The sequence below is a fragment of the Micromonospora echinofusca genome, from assembly GCF_900091445.1.
Lineage (GTDB): Bacteria > Actinomycetota > Actinomycetes > Mycobacteriales > Micromonosporaceae > Micromonospora > Micromonospora echinofusca.
On the sequence record NZ_LT607733.1, the window covers coordinates 5,063,915 to 5,077,812 of the forward strand.

The following is a 13,898-nucleotide window of genomic DNA, read 5'->3' on the forward strand; positions in this document are numbered from 1 at the left end:
CACTCCAGGGGCGGACCGGTGGGGGGGATCGGGGTGCTAGAGCGGGATGTTCCCGTGCGTGCCGCGCCGGCGGACGGGGCCGGCGGCGTCGGCGAAGACGGAGACCAGGCGGGCCCGGGTGTCCTCGGGGCGGACGACCTCGTCGACCACGCCGAGGTCCAGCGCGCGGCCGAGGCCGCCAGCGACCTGCCGGTGCTCCTCGACGAGTCGCGCGACGAGTTCGCCGCGCCCGGTCTCTCCGGCGGCGGCGATCGTCCTGCGGTGGATGATGCCGACGGCCGCCTCGGCGCCCATCACCGCGACCTCGGCGTCCGGCCAGGCCAGCACCGACGTCGCACCCAGCGCGCGCGAGTTCATGGCGATGTAGGCGCCGCCGTACGACTTGCGGGTGATCAGCGTGACGCGCGGGACGGTGGCCTCGGCGAAGGCGTACAGCAGCTTGGCGCCGCGCCGCACCACCCCGCCCCACTCCTGGGCGACGCCGGGCAGGTAGCCGGGGACGTCGACCACGACGAGCAGCGGTACGCCGAACCCGTCGCACATGCGCACGAAGCGGGACGCCTTCTCGGCCGCGACCGAGTCGAGGCAGCCCCCCTTGCGCAGCGGGTTGTTCGCGACGACGCCGATCGTGCCGCCGCCCAGCCGGCCGAGGCCGACGACCATGTTCGGCGCCCACTTCGGTTGCAGCTCCAGCAGGTCGCCGTCGTCGAGGAGCGCGGTGAGCAGCGGCCGCACGGGGTAGGCGCGCACCGGGGAGTCCGGCAGCAGCGCGCGCAGGTCTCGCGGCGCGCCGGCCCGGGCGGGGTCGAACGCCCCCGGCCGGGCGAGCAGCGCCACGAGCCGCCGCGTCTGGTGGTAGGCGTCCTCCTCCGAGTCGGCGGGCACGTGCGTCACGCCCGACTTGCGCACGTGCGCGTCCGGCCCGCCGAGCCCGGCCATGTCGATCTGTTCGCCGGTGACGCTGCGCACCACGTCCGGCCCGGTGATGAAGATCCGGCCGGCGGGCGCCTGGACGACGATGTCGGTGAGCGCCGGTCCGTACGCGGCGCCGCCCGCGGCCGGGCCCAGCACGACCGAGAGCTGCGGGATCCGCCCGGACGCCCGGACCATCGACGCGAAGATCGCGCCGATGCCGTGCATCGACTCGACACCGCCCGCCAGCTTCGCGCCGCCGGAGTGCCACAGGCCGATCACCGGCACACCCTCGGCCAGCGCCAGCTCGATGGCGTCCCGGATGCGCAGGCACTCCGGCAGCCCCAGCGCGCCACCCTTGACCGTCGCGTCGGTGCAGAAGGCGATCACCTTCTCACCGGCGATCCGGCCACGGGCCACCGTGGCGGCGACGTCGTCCGGATCGTGCAGCAGGGTCAGGGATTCGTCGTCCAGCAGCCGGGGCAGCCGGTGCAGCGGGTCGCGGGTGTCCCGCTCGCTGATCACCGCGGTCATCGCGATCAGCTCACCCTGCGCTCGTGACCCTGCCAGAACCGCTCCCGCAGCTCGCGGCGCAGGATCTTCCCGCTGGGGTTGCGCGGCACCCGGTCGATGAACTCGTAGTGCAGCGGCTGCTTGAAGCCGGCCAACTGCCCACGCAGGTGCAACGCCAGGTCGCGCTCGGTGAGCTGCTGGCCCTCCACCGGCACCACGAACGCGTAGACGGCCTCGCCCCAGCGCTCGTCCGGCACCCCCACGACCGCCGACTCGGCGACCAGCGGGTGCCGGCCGATCACGTTCTCGACCTCCGCCGGGTAGACGTTCTCCCCCGCCACGATGATCATGTCCTTGATCCGGTCGCGGATGAACAGGTAGCCGTCCTCGTCGAGCACGCCCGCGTCACCGGTCACGATCCAGCCGTCGACCAGCGTCTTCGCCGTGGCCTCCGGCATGTTCCAGTACTCCACCATCGCCGCCGGCGTACGCAGCCAGACCTCGCCCACCTCGCCGGGTGGCAGCGGGTTGCCCTTGTCGTCGGCGACCTTGACCTCGAAGCCCGGGTAGGCGCGCCCCGCCGCCTGCATCTTGCCGCTGTCGGGCGTGTGGTCGGCCGGGGGCAGGCAGATGGCGGTGTTGCCGGTCTCGGTGAGCCCGTAGATCTGGGCGAACTCACAGCCGAAGCCCTCGATGCAGCGGGCGAGGAGCGCGGCCGAGATGGGCGCGCCGCCGTAGACCACCTTGCGGAGCGAGGCGAAGTGTTCCTTGGTGACGCCGGGCTCCACCAGCAGCAGCCGCAGCATCGCGGGCACCAGGATGGCGGTGCGGACGCGGAGCGTCCTGATCAGCTCGACCACGCCCGCCGTGGTGAACTCGCGCAGCACCACGTTCGTGACGCCCGAGACGAAGCCCTGGGTCGCCCACCACAGGCCGCCGATGTGGAAACCGGCCATGCCGACGAGGTTGACCTCGCCCTCGCGCCAGTCGAGCCAGTCCAGGTCGGCCGAGGCGAGCGCGTCGCGTACCGCGAAGAAGCTGCGGTGCGCGAGGACGACGCCCTTCGGCAGGCCCGTCGTTCCGCTGGTGTACATCTGCACCAGCGGCGTGTCCGGCGTCACCCTGGTCAGGACGTTCGCGTCGGGCTGGGCCGACACCCAGGCCGCGAAGCCGGCCCGGGCCACGCCGTCGGAGTCCAGCGCGACCACCTGCTTGAGCATCGGCAGTTCCGGCGCCAGCTTGTCGGCGACGGCGGCCGAGCCGGAGTCGACGAACAGCAGCGCGGCACCGGAGTCGCGCAGGATGTGCTCGACCTCGGCGGCGGCCAACCGCCAGTTGATCGGCACGAGCACCACGCCGGTCTTCGCCGCGCCGAAGAGCAGGTCGTAGAAGTGCTCGGTCTCCCTGCCCAGGTAGGCGATGCGGTCGCCGGGGCCGAGCCCCGCCGCCTGGAGGCCGCGCGCCACCTGGTTGCTGACGCGGTGCAGGGTGGCGTAGTCGACGCGCCGGCCCTCACAGATCGTGGCGACGACGTCCGGCTGCTGAACGGCGTGCCTGCGTACCACGTCGACGAGCGTGCGCAACTGAACAGTCACCGGGTCCTCCTCAGTGGGCGTACGGGTGGGGGCAGCTCACGCCGCGTCGGCCTGGCGACGCATGCCGGGCGGGTTGACCAGGGCCATCCGCACCTCGCCCTCGGCGAGGCCGCCGTTGTCGTCCCAGAAGCGCCAGGGCATGTCGAGGATCTGGACCGGCTTGCTGCGGTTGCGCTCGCTGAACTCCGCGAAGACCACCTCGCCGTGGAACGACGACGAGTCGATCGGCCGCCGGAACTTGCTGGAGAAGTGCGTGATGAGCATGTCCGGGAGCTGCTTGGCCCAGTAGTCGTCCATCGTCCACGCCGACAGCGCGGGGACGGCCTGCTCCTGGACGCTCTTGGCGACCAGGTAGTAGTAGAGCTGGTTGAAGCAGATGTTCACCTCGACGGAGTTGAGGTGACCGGTGTCGTCGATGTAGCACGGGTACGGGATGGCGAACTCGCCCTGCGCGCTCGCCAGCCCGTTGGCCGCGGTGAAGGTCGCGGACTTCAGGTACTGGGTCTTCGCACCGGCGTACGGACGCAGGACGTCCGCCAGCAGTACCGGGTCGTTGGCAAATGTCGCCCGCCCGATCGGCGCGCTGTTCTTGACCGGCGATGTTGTCATCGCTATTCCTCCTTTGCGCACGAGTGCGAAATTGAACGTAATCGGCGCATGTCCATCACCCGGTAACAGTGGAAGAACTGGCCGCGCGGGCCCGGGCGACCAATCGGTCCAGCAGCATGTCGGAGGTGAGCGACAGGTCGGTGAGCAGTGGTTCGGTCGACAGCAGTGCCAGGTGCATCGCCTGGATCCGTTCCGAGGGCTCGATGCCGAGTTCGCCCAGCATCCGTCGCCGGAACCGCCGGTAGACCTCCAGCGCCGCCGGCGTACGGCCGGAGCGGTGCAGCGCGAGCATCAGCATCGCGTGCGCCGACTCGTGCAGCGGGTGCTCGACGACCAGCGACGCGAGCTCGGAGGTCGTCTCCCGGTGCCGGCCCAGGCACAGGTCGGCGTCGATCCTGGTCATGTACGCGTAGAACCGGCGCTCCTCCAGCCGCGCCGCCTGGGCGCGCAGCTGCGGGCCCCACTGGCCCTGGTGCACGACGTTGCCGCGCCACAGCGCCAGCGACCGGCGCAGGTGCGCTCCCGCCTGCTCGTAGTCTCCCGCGCGCATCGCCGCGGTGCCCGCCGTGACCAGGTCGTCGAACTCGAAGATGTCGAGCTGGTTCGGGTCCACCCGCAGCGTGTAGCCCCCGGAGCAGGTGAGCAGGACCTCCCGTGCGACGTCCTCGACGGACCCGCCGAGCACCCCCCGGAAGAGCTTGCGCACCTTGAACATGTACGTCTGGAGGGTGGCGTGCGCGGTGCGCGGCGCCCCCGAGCTCCACAGCTCCCGGACGAGCACCGACGCGCCGACCGGCTGGTTCGCGTTGAACAGCAACGCGGACAGGACCAGCCGCAGCTTCGGCGCGCTGGGCGCGATGTCCACCCCGTCGTACCGGATGACGAGCGGACCGAGCAGCTCGAACCGCACGCCGGCGAGCGGGTTCTCCGTCGACCGACGCGCCGGCGGTGCGGCCGGTGGCGGGTCGGGGCTGCGCCCGGCCCCCGGTGCGGGGCCGGCCGCCGACTCCAGCAACGCGGCGAGGAGTGTCAGTTTCTCCTCGTGCGACATCGAGCCCAGTTCCGCAAACTTGGTAACCATTTCGCCGACCTCGCTATCAATCGGATCCACCGCACTTTCCACCGCCGACGAGTGGCGTCGGCGTACTGGATCCGCGACGGGAGCGACGATTCCGACCAGGGGGAGTCAGGACAGGCTTCCACGCTATTCCCAGCGAGGGTCGAGCCGATAGTGACCGCGTCATGGACCGACGTGACCAAACGAGGGGCCACCCTGTGACGGCGGCACTTGCCCGCAGCCCGCGCCGCCGGGAGGCTGACTGGAGGCACGCTGGAGCGCCGCTGGAGCGGTGCTGGTCGAGCAGGGGGCAGCCATGTCGGATGGGGACGCGCAGCTTCGGGTCGGGTTCAGACGACACCTGAGGACCCACGTCGTACGCGGGGACGCCGTCTACGTGCTCTCCGAGCGCGGTGCCACCTCGGTCAGCGGCGCACACGTGGAGGCCCTGGCGCCGCTGCTCGACGGCACCCGTGGTCTCGCCGAACTCGTCCGGGACAGTCCACCCGGGATCTCGTCGGCCGAGATCGGCACGGTCGTCCGGCGGCTCGTCGACGCCGGCCTGGTCACGTTGCGACCCGCGGCGCAGGCGGCCGCCGGGGAGCCCGCGCTCGCGTACTGGGAGGCGGCGGGCCTGGACGCCACCGCGGCCGTGCGGGCCACGGCCGCCGCCCGGGTGGAGCTCGTCCACGTCGGCGGCGACCCGGTTGGCGCCGGGGCGGCAGAAACCGCGCTGCGGGCGGCAGGATTGACGGTGACCCAGGTTTCCGGGAACTATTCGGGCTCCCCCGCCGACTTATCGATTGTGCTCTGTGCGGACTATCTCGACGAGGGGCTGGCGGCCGTCGACGCCGCGCATCGCGCCGCGCGCCGGCCCTGGCTCCTCGCGAAGCCCGGCGGCGCACAGGTGTGGGTGGGGCCGGTGTTCGACCCCGCCGCCGCGACCGCGTGCTGGCACTGCCTGGCGCACCGGCTGCGCGGGCACCGTCAGGCCGAGACGCGCCTGCGCGCCGTCGCCGGGCCCGGCACGGAGGTCACCGCTCCCCCGGTGTCGCTGCCCCCGCTCGGCGCCGCCGCCCTGCACCTGGTGGCGCTGGAGGCCACCAAGTGGACGGCCGGTCTCCGCCACGACGGGCAGCGCGCGGTGTGGACGCTGGACAGCCTCACGATGCACGGCACCCACCACGAGGTGCGCGCGCGGCCGCAGTGCCCGGAGTGCGGCGATCCCGGCATCGAGCGCGACCGGGCCTTCCGCCCGGTGCCGCTGCGCAGCCGGCCGAAGGCGTCGCGCTCCGGCGGCAGCCACCGCGCCCTGCCCCCGGAACGGGTGCTGCACGACTACGGGCACCTGGTCAGCCCGGTCAGCGGCGTGGTCAAGGAGATCAGCCGCGACGGGCGGGGCCCGGCCTTCCTCAACTCGTTCCGCTCCGGGCCGAACCTGGCGATGACGACGCGCAGGAACGCCGAGCAGATGCGCTTCGCGCTGCGTGCCGAGAACGGCGGCAAGGGCGTCACCCCCCTGCACGCCGAGGTGAGCGCGCTCTGCGAGGCCGTCGAGCGGCACAGCGCCTACTTCCACGGCGACGAGGCCCGCGTCACGGGCAGCTACGCCGAGCTGGCCGGCACCGCCATCCACCCCGACGAGTGCCTGCTGTTCGACGAGCGCCAGTACGCCGACCGGGCCCGCTGGAACGCCACCTGCTCGCCGTTCCAGTACGTCTGCGCGCCGTTCGACGACGCCGCCGTGACGAGCTGGACGCCGGTGTGGTCGCTCACCGGGCAGCGGCACCGGCTGCTGCCCACCTCGATGCTCTACTTCAACGTGCCGGAGGAGCACGGCGGCGCATCGCTGTGCGCGGACTCCAACGGCAACGCCGCCGGCAGCAGCCTGGAGGACGCCCTGCTCCAGGGCCTGCTGGAGCTGGTGGAACGCGACGCGGTGGCCCTGTGGTGGTACAACCGCACCCGGGCCCCCGCGGTCGACCTGGACAGTTTCGGCGACCGCTGGATCGACGAGCTGCGCGAGGTCTACGCGGGCCTGCACCGCGAGGTCTGGGTCCTCGACGTGTCGTCGGACGTGGGCGTACCCACCATGGCCGCGCTGTCCCGGCGCACCGACAAGCGGTGCGAGGACATCATGTTCGGATTCGGGGCGCACCCGGATCCGCGTGCGGCGTTGGCCCGCGCGCTCACCGAGATGAACCAGTTGATGCCGACCGTGGCGGAGGTCGGCGACGACGACGGCGGGTACGGCTGGTCCGATCCCGACGCCGTACGGTGGTGGCGCACCGCCACCTGGGCCGGGGACGCCTACCTGCGCCCCGATCCGGCGGTGCCGGCGCGCCGGCTCACCGACTACCGCCACGCCCCGACGGACGACCTGCTGTCGGACGTCCGCTCGGTGCAGCACAGGCTGGAGGCGCTGGGGCTCGACGTGCTCGTGCTCGACCAGACCCGTCCGGACGTCGGGCTCCCCGTGGTGAAGGCCATCGTGCCGGGGATGCGCGGCTTCTGGGCGAGGTTCGCGCCGGGCCGGCTCTTCGACGTCCCGGTGCAGCTCGGCAGGCTCGACCGTCCCACGGAGTACGAGAACCTCAACCCGATACCACTTTTCGTGTAGAGCGGGCGCACGCGGCGTCACCGCCACGCCCGTCGAGGAGCCAGGTTGCCATCCGACGCCGACACCTCCCGCCCCGGACCGAGCCTGTCGCTGTGGTCCTTCCGGGACGACGTGACCATCGAGACGGCTGAGGACGGCGGTCTGACGGTCCTCAGCCGCTGGGGCGACGTCCCGGTGGGCCGTCCCGCGCCCTCGGTCGAGGAGGTCCTGCACCGGATGACGTACGGGCCGGTCGCGCTCGGCAACGTCGCCGGGTTGGACGCGCGTGCCCTCAGGTCGGTCTTCGACCGGCTGCCGGGCCGGATAGTCCGCTCCCTCGGCTCGCGGGACTCGCCGGTGCCGCTGCTGTCCGTGCAGCCGGTGTCCCCGCTGGGGGTGCTGGAGCTGCCGGAGGTGGCCGGGGACCGGCCGTTGCGGCTGTCCCGGTTCGCGTTCGCGCACCAGCGGGACGGCGAGCTGGTGATCGAGTCCCCGCTGTCGCACCACCGGGTGGTGCTGCACCGGCCGCAGGCGGCGCTGGTGCTGGGCGCGCTTCCCCGCGCGACCACCAGCGTCGATGTCGCGCGGAGGGTCGACCTGGCGCTGCCGGTCGTGGCCGACGTCGTCGCCCACCTCGCCGGCGCGGGCATGGTCGTCCTCGGCGAGGACGGCACGTCGGTGTTCCGCGAGGACACCGATCCCGCGCTGCTGCTCTGGTCGCCGTACGACCTGTTGTTCCATTCGCGCAGCAGACTCGGCACCCACGACGAGCCCGCCGGCGCGACGTTCCGGCACGTCGCGACCCTGCCTCCGCCGGCCGCCGCGAAGCCGGCGCCCGACGGGCCGCGGATCCCGATGTACCGCCCGCCCGCGGCGGTCCCGCACGGCATGACCCTCACCGATGCCATCGACGGCCGCCGCTCCGTGCGGACGTTCGCGGACGCGGCTCCGTCCGCCCGGGAGCTCGGGGAGCTGCTGTTCCACGCGGCGCGGGTCCGGATGCAGGCCACGGCCACCGCACCCGACAACGTGCGGTACACGGTGACGCGGCGTCCGTACCCCAGCGCGGGTTCGCTGTACGAGCTGGAGCTGTACCTGACGGTGGACCGCTCGCCGGACCTGCGGCGCGGCATCTACCACTACAGCCCGGCGGAGCACGCGCTGACGCTCGTCAACGCCACCCCGGCCGACGTCGACGAGCTGCTCGACAATGCGCGCGTGTCGATCGGCGGCCGGCGGCCTCCACCGGTGCTGATCACCATGACGGCGCGCGTGGGACGACTCTCCTGGGTGTACGACAGCATTTCCTACGCCACCACCCTGAAGCACGTCGGCATGCTCCAGCAGACGCTCTGCCTCGTGGCGACGATGCTCGGCCTCGCCACGAGCGCCCTCACCATGGGCGACGCCAGGGTTTCCGCGTCGGCGTTCGGGCTCGACTGGCCGGCGGAGGTCGGGGTCGGCGAATTCGCCATCGGACTACCCGAAAACGACATTTCCTGTAACGAGGAGTATCTGGGCGTGCACGGAATGTGAATGAGCCGATCGGCCTATGGTAAACGGCTTTGCGGCAGTTCACGCGAAGGCGTGGAAAAAGAGCATTCATGATACGAGCGGACGCGTGATAGAACGGGGTTAATTGCGCCGGCCCGACAGGGGATGCCAAGTTGATCAAGGTGTTGTTGGCCGAGGACATGCACATGGTCCGCGATGCGCTGGTGGCGTTGCTCAACCTCGAGCCGGACATCGAGGTCGTCGCCGCGGTCGCCTCGGGCACGGAGATCCTGCCCATGGCGCAGCGGTTCCGGCCCGACGTCGCGGTGATCGACATCGACCTGCCGGGCAAGGACGGGCTCTCCGCGATCGGCGACATCCAGGCCCACCTGCCGGAGATCCGCACCCTGGTCCTGACCGCGCTCGGCCGGCCCGGCACCCTGCGCCGGGCGCTGTCGGCCAAGGCGACCGGCTTCCTGCTGAAGGACGCCCCGACCGAGCAGTTGGTCGAGGCGATCCGCAGCGTCGCCGCCGGCCGCCGGGTCGTCGACAGTCAGCTCGCGATGTCGGCCTGGGACAGCGCCGAGTGCCCGCTCACGGCGCGCGAGACGGAGGTCCTGCGCCTCACCGCGGAGGGGCTCCAGGCCGTCGACATCGCGGCCCAGATGTTCCTGTCAGTCGGGACCGTCCGCAACTACCTCACGACGATCGTCAACAAGCTCGCCGCGCGCAACCGCGTCGACGCCATCCGCCTCGCCCGGGAGGCCGGCTGGCTGTGACCGGGACGGCTGCTGACGCTCCTGGCGCAGCGGCACCTCGGCGTGCAGCCGGAACCGGTCCGGCTGCTGCTCGACCGTCAGCGATCCGCCGATCTCCTGGGCGCGTACGGACAGGTTGCGCAGGCCGTTGCGGCCGCTGCTCGGATCCCGGCGCGGCCCGACGGCCAGGTCGTCGTTGACGATCTCGATCCAGGCGTCGTCCTGCGTCTGGCGGATGGTGATGTCGCAGCGCCTGGCCTTGCTGTGCCGCAGGATGTTGGTGACCCCCTCCCGCAGCACCGTGGCGAGCACCGTGCTCACCTGGACCGGCAGGTCGAGGTGGTCGCTGTCCAGTTGCACCTGGATGTCCGCGGCGCTGAGCACCGACACGGCCGAGCGGCACTCCTCCTCCAGCGACAGTTCCCGGTAGCCGCTGGCGACGGTCCGTGCGTCGGAGAGGGCGACCCGCGATATCTCCAGGATCTCCAGCAGGTGGTCGCTCGCCTCCTGCGGGGACTTCTCCATCAGCCGGTGCACCAGCTCGATCTTGAGCGAGATCGCGGAGAGGCTGTAGCCGAGCAGGTCGTGCAGGTCGCGGGCGAAGCGCAGCCGCTCGCGCAGTACCGCCATGCGCGCGATCTCCGCGCGGCTCTCCTGCACCTCGACGACGAGCGCGGTCAGCCGGGACAACCCGTACACCACGAGCCCCGTCGTGACGGTGGAGATCGCGGTGTAGAGCATGTCGATCGGCGCGCGGGTGAACAGCCACTGGGCGAGGGCCATCGACAGCACGATGAAGGAGAAGGCCGTCCAGGCCGGGATGGCCCGCAGCACGAGCAGCACGCTGCCGGCCAGGAAGCCCGGCATGCCGACCCACGCCTGGCCGAAGATCAGGATCGGCAGGTAGACCAGCGCCGCCTGGGCGGCCAGGAGGCCGAAGCCCAACGGCGACCGGAGGCGCCCGTGGTCCCGGCCGTACCACAGCAGCTGCATGGCCATCAGGGCGGCGATGCACGTGAACGACAGTGCGATGGCGACCGGGCCGACCGGCAGGAACATGACGTGGAGGAAGCCGATGAGACTGATGCTGGCGAAGACGGCGGTGACGACGCCCATCGCGAGACGCGGCGCCGGTAGCGGCGCGGCCCCTTGCGATGATGAGCGCCCTGGTGTGACGGTGAGGTTCACGGCAGCAGCGCTCTCGTGTGCTCTAGCGCAGCCGGCGTACGTCCCGAGGCCAACTCGCCCCGCATCTCGTTCGGCCGGCCCCCCGCCGACCGCGATGCCCGCTGGCGGGCGTCGGTCCAACAACCACGGCACACTCTCCCCAGTGATCGACCCGACGGCGGGAATGGTCCTCGTCAGCCCGCGCGAGCCCGTGCGGGCGAGTGGACGCCCGCCCGGCGCCCAAAGCCCACAGAGTTGTTACGCAACGCAAACGTTTTTGAACGGATTCCCGACCGCGAATTGCAATGTGCCCCTACGGACACCTTCCCCCTTGAGGGTCGACCTTTCCACAAAAAAATGACGATCGTCAAGCACTCACCCTGCCCACCGCAGCGCGAAAGGGTCCTAATCGATGCTAGGGAACATTTGCCGCCGTCACGTCATATCCTCTAGTCGGGACATTTGAGGCGGTGACCAGTGTGGGCCGCCGGGGCAGCGCCGGACGCGGTCGCGAGGCCGGTGCCAGCACCGATGCGAGGTCGCGGCGGGCCCGCGCGACGCGGGAGCGGATCGTGCCCACGGGGCAGCCGCACAGCTTGGCCGCCTCCGCGTATCCGAGGCCGACCACCTGCGTCAGTACGAACGCGGCGCGGCGGGCCGCGGGCAGCGTACGCACCGCGAGGTTGAGCGCGACCGTGTCGTCCGGGCCCGGCAGGTGGTGGGCCCTCGACCGCTCCGCGCTGGCCTGCCAGTCCGGAACGGACACGGTCCGGGGCCGGCACGCGGCGGCGCGGAAATGGTCGGCGGCCACGTGCCGCGCGATGGCCAGCAGCCAGGCCCGCGCGTGGTGGCGCCCGGTGAACTGGTGCGCGCTGCTCAGCGCGCGTACGAACGTCTCCTGCGTCAGGTCCTCGGCGTCGGCGTGCCCCACCAGGTAGACCAGGAAGCGCCAGATGTCACGCTGCGTGCTGCGGACGAGCGGGTCCCCCGCGGAACGGTCGCCCCGCCCGACGGCCAGGACCAGAGCCGTTACCGCGCTTTCTCCCAGTGGCTCCGACATGTATTCACGTTATCGGTCCCGAATGCGGGGAAGAACGGCTTCCAGTGGTAGTCCAGCCGACCTCATCGCCGGGAACCAGAATTCGTTGGAACCGTCTGACCAGGGTGCTTCGCACAGCGGGGATCGCGCGGGGGACGGCTGCGCACGGGCGCGGGCAGACACGGCGACGGGGCCGCCGTCGGACGCGCGCCCGACGACGGCCCCACCTCCGCGCCGCCGCACAGCACGGCGCGGACGCTTACGCCGACCCCTCGACTCAGCCGGCCCGGGCCAGGGGCCGGGCACCGTACGTGACGCGGACGACCCCGTCGTCGTGACGTTCCGTCTCGGCGGTGACCCCGAAGACCCCGGAGAGCACCTGGGGCGTGAGCGCCTCCAGCACCGGCCCGGAAGCGACCACCTGCCCGCGGTCCAGCACGACGAGGCGGTCGCAGCTGCGCACCGCGAGATCCAGGTCGTGCAGCACCGCCAGCGTGGTGACCGCCAGCGTGTGCACCAGTTCCAACAGCTCGAAACGGGCCCGGATGTCCAGGTGGTTGGTCGGCTCGTCGAGCACCAGCAGTTGCGGCTGCTGCGCGAGCGCCCGGGCGAGCAGCACGCGCTGCCGCTCGCCGCCGGACAGCGAGCCGTAGATCCGGTCCGCGTGCCCCAGCATGCCGGTGCGCTCCAGCGCGTCGGCGACGATGTCGTGGTCATCGGTCGTCTCGCGGGCGAACACCCCCTTGTGCGGCGTACGGCCCAGCGCGGCGACCTCCCGCACGGTCAGCCCCGGCGGGGTGGGGCTGTTCTGCAACACGGCGGCGGTGCGCCGCGCGGCCGCCCGCGCCGACAGCGACCAGACGTCCTCCTCGCCGAGCAGCACCTGCCCACCGGCGGGCCGGACCGACCGGTAGATGGTCCGCAGGAGCGTGGACTTGCCGCTGCCGTTGGGACCGATCAGGCCGACGACCTCGCCGGGCGCGACCTCCATGCTGACGTCGCGGAGGATCGGCGTGGCGCCGATGGAGACACATACCTGCTGCACCTGAAGCTTCATGAGTGGGACAGGCTCCTATCCCGGCGCATCAGCCAGATGAAGAACGGTGCGCCGAAGAGGGCGGTCAGGATGTTGAGGGGCAGCTCGTTCGGCGGATCGACCGTCCGGCACAGCAGGTCGACGACCACGAGGTAGACCGCGCCGACGAGCGCGGCGAGGGGCAGGACCCGGCGGTGGTCCACGCCGAACGCGAGCCGCACCAGGTGCGGCACCATCAACCCGACGAAGCCGATGCCCCCGGCCACGGCGATGAGCACGCCCGCGAGCAGCGACGTCAGGACGATCGCCACGATCCGCAGCCGCTTGACGTCGATCCCCAGGGCGGTCGCCGACTCGTCGCCGGTGACGAGCGCGTTGAACTGCCGGGCGTACAGGGTCAGCAGCAGGGTCACCGCGAGGACGACCACGCCCGCGACCTGGAGTTGCTCCCAGCGGGCGCCCGCGACGCTGCCCAGCAGCCAGAACATGATCTGGCGCATGTTGTTGGGCGTCGTCTGCAACTGGAGCAGGCTCGTGATCGAGGTGAACACGTAGCTGATCGCGACCCCCGCGAGCACGAGTCGGACCGGGTTGAGCCGGCCCTGCTGCTGCCCGAGGGTGAAGACCAGCGCCACCGCCAGCATCGCGCCGACGAACGCCGCGCCCGACACCCCGAGGCCGCCGGCCGCGCCCGCGCCCAGCGCCATCACGGTGACGGCGCCGACCGAACCGCCCGCCGACACCCCGAGGATGAAGGGGTCGGCGAGCGGGTTGGCCACGAGGGCCTGCAACACGACGCCCGCCACCGCGAGCCCGGCGCCGCAGAGCGCCGCCAGCAGCACCCGGGGAATCCGGAAGGTCCAGACGATCTGGTCGTGGGCCGGGTCCACGTCGGCGGTCGAACCGGTCAGGTGCGCCCAGACGATCCGGCCGGTGTCGCCGACGGAGACCTGCACCGACCCGACGGCCGCCGCGACGAGGACCAGCACGACAAGCAGTACGCCGAGCACGAGCAGACACAGCGGAAGGGGCGCGCCGTGCAGTGGGGCCGGGCGGGCGACATTGCCCTTCGGCGCGGCCGTCGCCCGACCCTTCACGGAACGTGACATCGTGGTCATG

General features: G+C 71.9%; 11 protein-coding genes. 3 read left to right on the forward strand and 8 right to left on the reverse strand.

All coding sequences use genetic code 11. The features are described from left to right. Positions 1–36: 36 nt before the first annotated feature. The 4 genes from GA0070610_RS21405 to GA0070610_RS21420 are packed head-to-tail and all read right to left on the reverse strand — an operon-like array spanning position 37 to position 4,710. Entirely contained in the window at positions 37–1,446 is a 1,410-nt protein-coding gene (locus GA0070610_RS21405) for a carboxyl transferase domain-containing protein (protein WP_089001699.1), read from the reverse strand. A 5-nt stretch (positions 1,447–1,451) separates the two neighbouring features. Further along, positions 1,452–3,020 (reverse strand): long-chain-fatty-acid--CoA ligase, encoded by a 1,569-nt coding sequence (locus GA0070610_RS21410; protein ID WP_089001700.1) that lies wholly within the window; start codon positions 3,018–3,020, stop codon positions 1,452–1,454. A gap of 36 nt (positions 3,021–3,056) precedes the next feature. Further along, on the reverse strand, positions 3,057–3,629 hold the full coding sequence (locus tag GA0070610_RS21415; protein ID WP_089001701.1) for an FcoT family thioesterase: 573 nt from the start codon (positions 3,627–3,629) through the stop codon (positions 3,057–3,059). Between the two features lie 55 nt (positions 3,630–3,684). Next, a complete protein-coding gene (locus GA0070610_RS21420) occupies positions 3,685–4,710 on the reverse strand; it encodes an AfsR/SARP family transcriptional regulator (protein WP_089001702.1) in 1,026 nt (341 codons plus the stop codon). Positions 4,711–5,002: 292 nt separating this feature from the next. Here GA0070610_RS21420 and GA0070610_RS21425 point away from each other — a divergent pair, with 292 nt between their 5' ends. From GA0070610_RS21425 to GA0070610_RS21435, 3 genes are all read left to right on the forward strand, one after another. After that, positions 5,003–7,306: a TOMM precursor leader peptide-binding protein gene (locus tag GA0070610_RS21425; RefSeq protein ID WP_089001703.1), complete on the forward strand. Its 2,304-nt coding sequence runs from the start codon at positions 5,003–5,005 to the stop codon at positions 7,304–7,306. A gap of 45 nt (positions 7,307–7,351) precedes the next feature. Next, the gene (locus GA0070610_RS21430) at positions 7,352–8,821 is read left to right on the forward strand and encodes a SagB family peptide dehydrogenase (protein WP_089001704.1); all 1,470 of its coding nucleotides are present in this window, start codon (positions 7,352–7,354) and stop codon (positions 8,819–8,821) included. A gap of 140 nt (positions 8,822–8,961) precedes the next feature. Next, entirely contained in the window at positions 8,962–9,558 is a 597-nt protein-coding gene (locus GA0070610_RS21435; RefSeq protein WP_231926225.1) for a response regulator transcription factor, read from the forward strand. Here GA0070610_RS21435 and GA0070610_RS21440 read toward each other — a convergent pair. The 4 genes from GA0070610_RS21440 to GA0070610_RS21455 all read right to left on the reverse strand — a co-directional run bounded on the left by GA0070610_RS21440 (position 9,454) and on the right by GA0070610_RS21455 (position 13,888). Beyond that, complete coding sequence (locus tag GA0070610_RS21440; RefSeq protein WP_089001706.1) at positions 9,454–10,653, reverse strand: histidine kinase; 1,200 nt, start codon at positions 10,651–10,653, stop codon at positions 9,454–9,456. The two genes, GA0070610_RS21435 and GA0070610_RS21440, sit on opposite strands and share 105 nt — an antisense overlap. 466 nt (positions 10,654–11,119) lie before the next feature. Then, positions 11,120–11,764 (reverse strand): sigma-70 family RNA polymerase sigma factor, encoded by a 645-nt coding sequence (locus GA0070610_RS21445; protein ID WP_089001707.1) that lies wholly within the window; start codon positions 11,762–11,764, stop codon positions 11,120–11,122. A 256-nt stretch (positions 11,765–12,020) separates the two neighbouring features. Then, positions 12,021–12,800 carry an ABC transporter ATP-binding protein gene (locus GA0070610_RS21450; RefSeq protein WP_089001708.1) on the reverse strand — a complete coding sequence of 260 codons (780 nt, stop codon included), beginning with the start codon at positions 12,798–12,800 and terminating at the stop codon, positions 12,021–12,023. Continuing rightward, positions 12,797–13,888, reverse strand: coding sequence for a FecCD family ABC transporter permease (locus GA0070610_RS21455; RefSeq protein WP_089003646.1), 1,092 nt, complete (start codon positions 13,886–13,888; stop codon positions 12,797–12,799). Before GA0070610_RS21455 ends, GA0070610_RS21450 begins: the two co-directional genes overlap by 4 nt. Positions 13,889–13,898 lie beyond the last annotated feature (10 nt).

Bases quoted from the DNA above. Each gene is read 5' to 3' on its own strand.
- GA0070610_RS21405 (WP_089001699.1), bottom strand. From the start codon at position 1,446: ATGACCGCGGTGATCAGCGAGCGGGACACCCGCGACCCGCTGCACCGG.
- GA0070610_RS21415 (WP_089001701.1), bottom strand. From the start codon at position 3,629: ATGACAACATCGCCGGTCAAGAACAGCGCGCCGATCGGGCGGGCGACA.
- GA0070610_RS21420 (WP_089001702.1), bottom strand. From the start codon at position 4,710: ATGGTTACCAAGTTTGCGGAACTGGGCTCGATGTCGCACGAGGAGAAA.
- GA0070610_RS21425 (WP_089001703.1), top strand. From the start codon at position 5,003: ATGTCGGATGGGGACGCGCAGCTTCGGGTCGGGTTCAGACGACACCTG.
- GA0070610_RS21440 (WP_089001706.1), bottom strand. From the start codon at position 10,653: ATGGGCGTCGTCACCGCCGTCTTCGCCAGCATCAGTCTCATCGGCTTC.
- GA0070610_RS21445 (WP_089001707.1), bottom strand. From the start codon at position 11,764: ATGTCGGAGCCACTGGGAGAAAGCGCGGTAACGGCTCTGGTCCTGGCC.
- GA0070610_RS21450 (WP_089001708.1), bottom strand. From the start codon at position 12,800: ATGAAGCTTCAGGTGCAGCAGGTATGTGTCTCCATCGGCGCCACGCCG.
- GA0070610_RS21455 (WP_089003646.1), bottom strand. From the start codon at position 13,888: ATGTCACGTTCCGTGAAGGGTCGGGCGACGGCCGCGCCGAAGGGCAAT.